At 72.0% G+C, this 9,532-nt stretch carries 8 protein-coding genes; 7 read left to right on the top strand and 1 reads right to left on the bottom strand.

Features of this window, described 5'->3' with window-relative positions; translation table 11 throughout:
• The first annotated feature begins 93 nt into the window (after positions 1-93).
• The 5 genes from AB0C73_RS02155 to AB0C73_RS02135 all read left to right on the top strand — a co-directional run bounded on the left by AB0C73_RS02155 (position 94) and on the right by AB0C73_RS02135 (position 6,864).
• Complete coding sequence (locus AB0C73_RS02155) at positions 94-1,260, top strand: sensor domain-containing protein (RefSeq protein WP_362523552.1); 1,167 nt, start codon at positions 94-96, stop codon at positions 1,258-1,260.
• Between the two features lie 130 nt (positions 1,261-1,390).
• Positions 1,391-2,677, top strand: a complete 1,287-nt coding sequence (locus AB0C73_RS02150) for a sensor domain-containing protein (protein WP_362523550.1) — start codon at positions 1,391-1,393, stop codon at positions 2,675-2,677.
• Positions 2,678-2,808: 131 nt separating this feature from the next.
• The gene (locus AB0C73_RS02145) at positions 2,809-3,513 is read left to right on the top strand and encodes a response regulator transcription factor (protein WP_362523871.1); all 705 of its coding nucleotides are present in this window, start codon (positions 2,809-2,811) and stop codon (positions 3,511-3,513) included.
• A 338-nt stretch (positions 3,514-3,851) separates the two neighbouring features.
• Positions 3,852-5,789 (top strand): 2-oxoacid:acceptor oxidoreductase subunit alpha, encoded by a 1,938-nt coding sequence (locus AB0C73_RS02140; RefSeq protein ID WP_362523548.1) that lies wholly within the window; start codon positions 3,852-3,854, stop codon positions 5,787-5,789.
• The gene (locus AB0C73_RS02135; protein WP_362523546.1) at positions 5,782-6,864 is read left to right on the top strand and encodes a 2-oxoacid:ferredoxin oxidoreductase subunit beta; all 1,083 of its coding nucleotides are present in this window, start codon (positions 5,782-5,784) and stop codon (positions 6,862-6,864) included. Before AB0C73_RS02140 ends, AB0C73_RS02135 begins: the two co-directional genes overlap by 8 nt.
• Before the next feature lie 36 nt (positions 6,865-6,900).
• On the opposite strand, the gene AB0C73_RS02130 is transcribed toward AB0C73_RS02135, so the two are convergent.
• On the bottom strand, positions 6,901-7,296 hold the full coding sequence (locus AB0C73_RS02130; protein ID WP_362523544.1) for a helix-turn-helix domain-containing protein: 396 nt from the start codon (positions 7,294-7,296) through the stop codon (positions 6,901-6,903).
• 100 nt (positions 7,297-7,396) lie between these two features.
• Between AB0C73_RS02130 and AB0C73_RS02125 the strand changes: the two genes are divergently transcribed.
• Positions 7,397-8,263 carry an NAD(P)H-binding protein gene (locus AB0C73_RS02125; RefSeq protein WP_362523542.1) on the top strand — a complete coding sequence of 289 codons (867 nt, stop codon included), beginning with the start codon at positions 7,397-7,399 and terminating at the stop codon, positions 8,261-8,263.
• Between the two features lie 117 nt (positions 8,264-8,380).
• Positions 8,381-9,385 carry an EamA family transporter RarD gene (gene rarD / locus AB0C73_RS02120; RefSeq protein WP_362523540.1) on the top strand — a complete coding sequence of 335 codons (1,005 nt, stop codon included), beginning with the start codon at positions 8,381-8,383 and terminating at the stop codon, positions 9,383-9,385.
• Positions 9,386-9,532: the final 147 nt, after the last annotated feature.

Here is a 9,532-nt window from a genome sequence, read left to right as displayed (position 1 = left end):
AGCCGCGGGCGGCCTCGGGTGGGGTTATCCCCCCTCCACTCCGGCCACCTCCCCCATGGCGTGCCCGGCCCTCCGACAGACAATCTTGACCTCATGAGCAGCCACTCCGACTCGCCTCCGCCGCCGCCCGCCCGCCTCGCCTACGGCCGGTACACCTGGAAGGAGGTCGCCCACCTCCTCGCCGATCTGCCGTGCGCGCTGGCCGGTTTCCTGTACGCGGTGGTGACGGTCTCCCTCGGCGTGGGCCTGGCGGTCACCGTGATCGGGCTGCCGCTGCTCGCCCTCGGGCTCGCCGGGGCGCGCGGCATGGGCGCAGCGGAACGCGGCCGGGCCCGCGGTCTGCTCGGCGTACACGTGGACAGGCCGAGCCGGCTGCCGCGCCGGGACGGCTTCTTCCCTTGGCTGTGGGCGCAGTTGAAGGACCCGGTGGCGTGGCGCAGCCAGCTGTACGGCTTCATCCGGCTGCCGTGGGGCGTGCTCACCTTCGCCGTGACGCTGGTGTCGCTGATCGTCCTGTGGCCGGTGCTGCCCTTCGTGGCGCGCGGGCTCACCAACGTCGACCGGGCCATGGTGCGCGCCCTGCTCTCCCCCTCCGACGAGCTGGAACGGCGCATCGCGGAACTGGAGTCGGACCGCGGCGTCGTCGTCGACACCGCCGCCGCCGACCTGCGGCGCATCGAACGCGACCTGCACGACGGCGCCCAGGCCCGGCTCGTCGCCCTCGCGATGGGCCTCGGCCTGGCGAAGGAGAAGCTGCTCGACGACCCGGAGGCGGCGGCCGCGATGGTCGACGAGGCGCACGGCGAGGTGAAGCTCGCCCTCCAGGAACTGCGCGACCTCGCCCGCGGGATCCACCCCGCCGTCCTCACCGACCGCGGCCTCGACGCCGCGCTCTCCGCGGTCTCCGCCCGCTGCACGGTGCCCGTGAAGGTCTCCGTCGACCTGGCGGCGCGGCCCGCCGACGCGATCGAGGGCATCGCCTACTTCACCGTCTCCGAACTCCTCCAGAACGTGTCCAAGCACGCCCGCGCCCGCTCCGCCTCGGTGGACGTCTGGCGGGCGGAGGACAGGCTGATGCTCCAGGTACGGGACGACGGCGTCGGCGGCGCCGACCCGGCCACCGGCAGCGGTCTCGCCGGCCTCGCCGAGCGGCTCGGTGCCGTGGACGGTGTCCTCGCCGTCGACTCCCCGGCCGGCGGCCCCACCACGATCACCGCCGAACTCCCCTGGCGCGACCGGGAGCAGCCGGCCCGGCAGTAGCCCCCGTCATCCCCGCAGCCCCCGCCCCCGCATCCGCGCCCGCACCCCACCCCACCCGTACATACGCCGGCGACCTCCCCGTATGTACGTCTCCTCGGCATACCCCCATCACGTCAGAAACGGATCTCCGATGGCCTCCCACCGCCTGCCCGCCGGCCTCCGTGCCCCCTTCGAGGGACGCACCTGGCGCGAGCTGGGCTATGTCCTGAGCGGCTTCCCGCTCAGCGTCCTCTCCTTCTGTGTCGCCGTGACCCTGGTGTCGGCGGGTGCCGGGCTGCTGGTCACCTTCCTCGGCATCCCGGTCCTGGCCGGAGCCCTCGCGGTCTGCCGCGGCTTCGGTGCCGCGGAGCGGGCGCGGGCGCGCGGGATGCTCGGGCTCGACGTGCGGGCGCCGGAGCCGGTCCGGGGGAGGACCGGGGGGCCGCTGTCGTGGATGGGCGCGATGCTGAAGAGCGGGGCGTCCTGGCGGCATCTGCTCTACGCGCTGCTGCACTTCCCGTGGGCGGTGTTCACGTTCTCCGTCTCCGTCGCGGTGTGGTTGTGGAGCTGGAGCCTGTTCACGTATCCGCTGTGGCAGTGGGTGTTCCCGATGTACGCCGGACAGGACGGGCTGCAGATCTACGGCGACGAGTCCCACGACGTCCTTCTGGACTCGCCCTTCGAGATCGCCGTCACGAGTCTCGTCGGCCTTGCCTTCGTGCTGATCGCGCCCTGGCTCCTGCGCGGCATGGTCGCCGTGGACCGGTTGATGGTGGCGGGGCTGCTCGGCCCGTCGCGCCTGGCCAGCCGCGTCACGGAGCTGGAGTCGGACCGGGGGGTGGTCGTCGACACCGCCGCCGCCGACCTGCGGCGCATCGAGCGCGACCTGCACGACGGCGCCCAGGCCCGGCTCGTCGCCCTCGCGATGGATCTGGGGCTCGCGAAGGAGAAGCTGGCCGGGGACCCGCTCGCGGCGGCCGCGATGGTCGACGAGGCGCACGGCGAGGTGAAGCTCGCCCTCCAGGAACTGCGCGACCTCGCCCGGGGCATCCACCCCGCCGTCCTCACCGACCGCGGCCTCGACGCCGCGCTCTCCGCGCTCGCCGCCCGTTCCACCGTGCCGGTGTCGGTGGAGGTGGACCTGCCGGGGCGGCCGGCCGCGGCGATCGAGGGGATCGCGTACTTCACCGTCTCCGAACTCCTCCAGAACGTCTCCAAGCACTCCCGGGCCCGCCGGGCCTGGGTGGACGTGTGGCGGACCGACGACCGGCTGATGCTCCAGGTACGGGACGACGGCGTCGGCGGCGCCGACCCGGCCATCGGCAGCGGCCTCGCCGGCCTCGCCGAGCGGCTCGACGCGGTCGACGGCGTCCTCGCCGTCGACTCCCCGGCCGGCGGCCCCACCACGATCACCGCCGAACTCCCCTGGCGCGCCTGAGCCCCACGGCTCGCATCTCCAGGCCGAACGGCTCGCATCTCCAGGCCGAGTTGAACCCTGTTCCCGCCCCCCGCGTCCCTACTGCTGCGATGCTGAGGGCCGACAGCGAGACGAACAGGGGCGTGAGGGACATGGGCGGCGCGGTGGGCGCGGCTGGCGGGGTGAGCGGGGCGGGGGTGCGCGTGGTGATCGCCGAGGACTCGGTGCTGCTGCGCGAGGGTCTGACCCGGCTCCTCACCGATCTGGGGCACGAGGTCGTGGCCGGGGTCGGCGACGGCGAGGCGCTGGTGAAGACGGTGCACGACCTGGCGGCCGAGGGCGCGCTGCCGGACGTGGTCGTGGCGGACGTACGGATGCCGCCGACGCACACCGACGAGGGGGTACGGGCGGCGGTGCGGCTGCGGAAGGAGCACCCGGGGCTCGGGGTGCTCGTCCTGTCGCAGTACGTGGAGGAGCGGTACGCCACCGAACTGCTTGCCGGTTCCAGTACCGGCGTGGGGTATCTCCTGAAGGACCGGGTCGCCGAGGTCCGGGAGTTCGTGGACGCGGTCGCGCGGGTGGCGAAGGGCGGCACGGCGCTCGACCCCGAGGTGGTGGCGCAGCTGCTGGGCCGGAGCCGTAAGCAGGACGTCCTCGCGGCGCTGACCCCGCGCGAGCGGGAGGTGCTCGGGCTGATGGCGGAGGGGCGTACGAATTCGGCCATCGCGAAGCAGCTGGTGGTGAGCGACGGCGCGGTCGAGAAGCACATCAGCAACATCTTCCTGAAGCTGGGACTCTCGCCGAGCGACGGGGACCACCGCCGGGTGCTCGCCGTACTGACGTATCTCAACTCGTAGAACGCCCCCCGAGGCCCAGTCCCGATTCCTGGACTTCTGACGAACCGTCAGCTATCCAGGGGGGTGTCGATTCCGGCCCGTCACCGGCGCTCGACGGAGCGCGACCCGCGGCTGGAGCGTGACTGGACCGCAGGGGTCACAGAGAGCGACAATTGACCATATAAAGGCGACGCGGGCGTCTCGAAACGAGGTCCACGATGCGAGAAGTCCCGGGAAGGCCCTCCCTGCGGTCGTAGGGTGGGCCACGGGATGGCCGGGGAGCCGGCCGTCCCCCGAGCCTTCTCCGCGGGCGACAGCCTCGGCGGAGAGAACCCTTGCCGCGAGGGAGGTCCAGTTCAGTGACCAGCCAGGTCAGCAGTGAGGCCGGCGAGGCCCTGGTCGGGGAGCAGCGCAGCGCTCCGACGACGGCCGAGCACGGCGCCGCGAAGGAGGTCCGCCGGCTCGACCGGGTGATCATCCGCTTCGCGGGTGACTCGGGTGACGGCATGCAGCTCACGGGTGACCGGTTCACCTCGGAGACGGCGTCCTTCGGGAACGACCTCTCCACGCTGCCCAACTTCCCCGCGGAGATCCGCGCCCCCGCCGGCACCCTGCCGGGCGTCTCGTCGTTCCAGCTGCACTTCGCCGACCACGACATCCTGACCCCGGGCGACCGCCCGGACGTCCTGGTCGCGATGAACCCGGCCGCCCTGAAGGCCAACATCGGCGACGTGCCGCGCGGCGGCGAGATCATCGTCAACACCGACGAGTTCGCCAAGCGCGCCATGGCCAAGGTCGGCTACGCGACCTCGCCCCTGGAGGACGGCTCGCTGGCCGGCTACCGGGTGCACCCGGTGCCGCTGACCACCCTCACGGTGGAGGCCCTGAAGGACTTCGGCCTGTCCCGCAAGGAGGCCGAGCGCAGCAAGAACATGTTCGCGCTCGGGCTGCTGTCCTGGATGTACCACCGGCCCACCGAGGCCACCGAGACCTTCCTGCGCAGCAAGTTCGCGAAGAAGCCCGAGATCGCCGAGGCGAACGTGGCCGCGTTCCGGGCCGGCTGGAACTTCGGCGAGACCACCGAGGACTTCGCCGTCTCCTACGAGGTCGCCCCGGCCACCCGCGCGTTCCCCACCGGCACGTACCGCAACATCTCCGGGAACCTGGCCCTGTCCTACGGCCTGATCGCCGCCGCCAAGCAGGCGGACCTGCCGCTCTACCTCGGCTCGTACCCGATCACCCCGGCCTCCGACATCCTCCACGAGCTCAGCAGGCACAAGAACTTCGGCGTGCGGACCTTCCAGGCCGAGGACGAGATCGCGGGCATCGGCGCCGCGCTCGGCGCGGCCTTCGGCGGCTCGCTGGCCGTGACCACGACCTCCGGCCCGGGTGTGGCGCTCAAGTCGGAGACCATCGGACTCGCGGTCTCGCTCGAACTGCCGCTCCTCATCGTCGACATCCAGCGCGGCGGCCCGTCCACCGGTCTGCCCACCAAGACCGAGCAGGCCGACCTCCTCCAGGCCATGTACGGGCGCAACGGCGAGGCCCCGGTGCCGGTCGTGGCCCCGAAGACCCCGGCCGACTGCTTCAACGCCGCACTCGAAGCGGCCCGGATCGCGCTCACCTACCGCACCCCGGTCTTCCTGCTCTCCGACGGCTACCTCGCCAACGGCTCCGAGCCCTGGCGGATCCCGGACGTCGACGAGCTCCCCGACCTGACGACCCCGTTCGCCACCGGCCCGAACCACACCCTGGCCGACGGCACCGAGGTCTTCTGGCCGTACAAGCGCGACCCCGAGACGCTGGCCCGCCCCTGGGCACCGCCCGGCACCCCCGGCCTCGAACACCGCATCGGCGGCATCGAGAAGCAGGACGGCACGGGCAACATCTCCTACGACCCGGCCAACCACGACTTCATGGTCCGCACCCGCCAGGCCAAGATCGACGGCATCGAGGTGCCCGACGTCGAGGCCGACGACCCGGACGGCGCGGACACCCTCGTCCTCGGCTGGGGCTCCACGTACGGGCCGATCACCGCCGCCGTACGCCGACTGCGCCGCGCCGGCCACCCCATCGCCCAGGTCCACCTGCGCCACCTCAACCCCTTCCCCAAGAACCTCGGCGAGGTCCTCAAGCGGTACGAGAAGGTCGTCGTGCCCGAGATGAACCTGGGCCAGCTCGCCACCCTCGTCCGGGCGAAGTACCTCGTCGACGCCCGCAGCCACAACCAGGTCAACGGAATGCCGTTCAAGGCCGAGCAGCTCGCCGCGGCCCTCAAGGAGGTCATCGATGAGTGAGACGGGATCGGAGTCGGGTGAGACGAAGGAGTCACTTCTGCAGCTGGTGCCGAAGTCCGAGGCACGGCTGTCCATGAAGGACTTCAAGTCCGACCAGGAAGTCCGCTGGTGCCCCGGCTGCGGCGACTACGCCGTCCTCGCCGCCGTCCAGGGCTTCATGCCCGAACTCGGCCTGGCGAAGGAGAACATCGTCTTCGTCTCCGGCATCGGCTGCTCCTCCCGCTTCCCGTACTACATGAACACCTACGGGATGCACTCCATCCACGGGCGCGCCCCGGCCATCGCCACCGGCCTGGCGACCTCGCGCCGCGACCTGTCGGTCTGGGTCGTCACCGGTGACGGCGACGCGCTGTCCATCGGCGGCAACCACCTCATCCACGCGCTGCGCCGCAACGTCAACCTGAAGATCCTGCTGTTCAACAACCGGATCTACGGCCTCACCAAGGGCCAGTACAGCCCCACCAGCGAGATCGGCAAGATCACCAAGTCGACCCCGATGGGCTCGCTCGACGCGCCCTTCAACCCGGTGTCGCTGGCGCTCGGCGCCGAGGCCTCGTTCGTGGCCCGGACCGTGGACTCCGACCGCAAGCACCTCACCTCGGTGCTGCGCCAGGCCGCCGAGCACAACGGCACGGCGCTGGTCGAGATCTACCAGAACTGCAACATCTTCAACGACGGCGCCTTCGAGGTCCTCAAGGACAACGAGCAGGCCAAGGAGGCCGTGATCCGCCTGGAGCACGGGCAGCCGATCCGCTTCGGCGCCGCGCTCGACAAGGGCGTGGTGCGCGACCCGGCCACCGGCGACCTCCGGGTCGTCACCGTGACGCCGGAGAACGAGTCGCGGATCCTCGTCCACGACGCCCACTCCGCCTCGCCGACGACCGCCTTCGCGCTGTCGCGGCTCGCCGACCCCGACACACTGCACCAGACGCCCATCGGGGTGTTCCGGTCGGTGGAGCGGCCGGTGTACGACACGCTGATGGCGGAGCAGCTGGAGAAGGCCGTGGAGCAGCAGGGCAAGGGCGACCTGGCGCAGCTGCTCACGGGCAAGGACACCTGGACGGTGGTGGGCTAGCCGCCCGCGCCGGCTTTCGTACGGTTCACGAGGGGTTCACGAGGGGTCGCTCGCCGCACGGCGGGCGGCCCCTCGCCGTGCCTCGTAGTCCTCGCGAGCCTCCAGTACGGCGCCGAGGCGGTGCTCCGTCCAGCGGCCCAGCTCCGCGACGAGGCCGGCGGCCTCGGTGCCGAGCGGGGTGAGGCTGTAGTCGACGCGGGGCGGGATGACCGGCTGGGCGTCGCGGTGCACGAGGCCGTCCCGCTCCAGGGTCTGGAGGGTCTGGGTGAGCATCTTCTCGCTGACCCCGCCGATCTCCCGGCGCAGTTCGCCGAAGCGGTACGAGCGGTCGAGCAGCGCGATCAGGATCAGCACGCCCCAGCGGCTGGTGACGTGCTCCAGGACGAGGCGCGAGGGACACATCGCGTCGGGCTTCTTCCCACTTACCGGCATGCCAGTACCTTACTTCAAAGTGGGTACTTACGAATAGAGAGCGCCGGTCGTACGGTGAGTGCATTGCCACGGAACACCGCCGGAGTGAAGGAAGAGACCCATGAGCATCGTCGTCACCGGAGCCACCGGAAAGCTCGGCCGCCTTGTCATCGACGCCCTCCTCGCCACCGAGCCCGCCGGGTCCGTCGTGGCCGTCGTCCGCGACAAGGCCAAGGCCGCCGACCTGGCCGAACGCGGCGTCGAGCTGCGGATCGCCGACTACAGCCGGCCGGAGACGCTGGCCGGGGCCTTCCGCGCCGGGGACCGGGTGCTGCTGATCTCCGGCAGCGAGGTCGGGCAGCGGGTGGCCCAGCACACCGCCGTGGTCGGCGCCGCCAAGGCCGCGGGCGTCGCCCAGCTCGCGTACACCGGCGTCCTCGGCGGCCCGGAGGCCGACTTCCTGCTCGCCGAGGAGCACAAGGCGACCGAGCAGGCGATCCTCGACTCCGGTCTGCCGTACACCTTCCTCCGCAACGGCTGGTACACGGAGAACTACACCGAGAACCTCGCGCCCGTGCTCGCGCACGGCGCCGTCGTCGCCAACGCCGGCGAGGGCCGGGTCGCCTCCGCCACCCGCGCCGACTACGCCGCCGCGGCCGCCGCCGTACTGACCGGCCCGCTCGACGAGCACACCGGCCGGGCGTACGAGCTGAGCGGCGACGTCTCGTGGTCCTTCGCCGAGTACGCGGCCGAGGTGGCGCGGCTCTCGGGGAAGCCGGTCGCGCACTCGGACGTGCCCGCCGCGGCCCACCTGGAGATCCTGCTCGGCGCCGGGGTGCCGCAGCCCTTCGCCGAGATCCTGGTCGACGTCGACGAGGCCGTCGCGCGCGGCGCGCTCGCCGCCCGCGGCGACGATCTGTCCCGCCTCATCGGCCGCCCGACCACCCCGATCGCCGAGACGATCGGCGCCGCGCTGGCCGCCTCGTGACCGACCGCATGGCACCCCTCCTTGATCCGTAAGGACCGTATGCCGATACGGACATGACAGCCGGCCCTGCGCGGCGCTACCTTCGACGGGACAGCGTGGCGCGGGGCAGGAGGTCCGGTGGAGACGAAGAAGAACGAGGCACGAGCAGGACTGCTCTACGGGATCGGCGCCTACGGCATGTGGGGTCTGGTCCCGCTCTTCTGGCCGCTGGTCAAACCGGCCGGCGCGGTCGAGATCCTGGCCCACCGGATGGTCTGGTCGCTCGCCGTGGTCGGCCTCGCGCTGCTCGCGCTGCGCCGCTGGGGCTGGATACGCGACCTGGTGCGCAGCCCGCGCAAGCTCGGGCTCATCGCCGTCGCCGCGGCCGTGATCAGCGTCAACTGGGGTCTCTACATCTGGGCCGTCAACAACGGCCGGGTCGTCGAGTCGTCCCTCGGCTACTTCATCAACCCGCTCGTGACGATCGCCCTCGGCGTCCTCGTCCTCAAGGAGCGGCTGCGCCGGGCGCAGTGGGTGGCGGTCGGTGTCGCCTTCGTGGCCGTCGCCGTCCTCTCCGTCAGCGCCGGGCGGCCGCCGTGGATCTCGCTGACCCTCGCCTTCTCCTTCGGGCTGTACGGCCTGGTGAAGAAGCAGGTGAACATCGGCGGCCTGGAATCGCTCGCCGCCGAGACCGCCGTGCAGTTCCTGCCCGCGCTCGGCTACCTGCTGTGGCTGAACAGCTCGGGCTCCCTCGCCTTCGGCGCGCACGGCGCCGGGCACGCGGCCCTGCTCGCCGCGACCGGCCTGGTGACCGCGATCCCGCTGATCTGCTTCGGCGCGGCCGCCATCCGCGTACCGCTCTCGACCCTCGGTCTGCTGCAGTACCTGGCGCCGGTCTTCCAGTTCCTGCTCGGCATCCTCTACTTCCACGAGGCGATGCCGGCCGAGCGCTGGGCGGGCTTCTCACTGGTGTGGCTCGCGCTGACGATCCTGACGTGGGACGCGCTGCGGACGGCACGGCGCAGCCGGGCGGCGGTGGAGGCGGCGAAGGTCACTCACGTGACCGAAGCGACCGCGCCCGGGACCGCCCTCGGCACCGCGACCGCGGAAGCCGCATCGCCCGCGCCGTCCGGGACATCGTGAACGGCGCGCTCGGCCAGATGTCGTACGGCAAGTCGTCGCGACGGCGGCCTGGGCGTTCATCGTCGCGCTCGGCGTGATCGTCACGCCCGGCCAGGCGGGCATCGCCACCGCGAACGGCGGGGGTGACGGGCCGCGGTGAGGCGGCGG

The sequence above is a fragment of the Streptomyces sp. NPDC048623 genome (assembly GCF_040650755.1).
Classification (GTDB): Bacteria; Actinomycetota; Actinomycetes; order Streptomycetales; family Streptomycetaceae; genus Streptomyces.
This window is presented reverse-complemented; position numbering and strand designations above follow the sequence as displayed.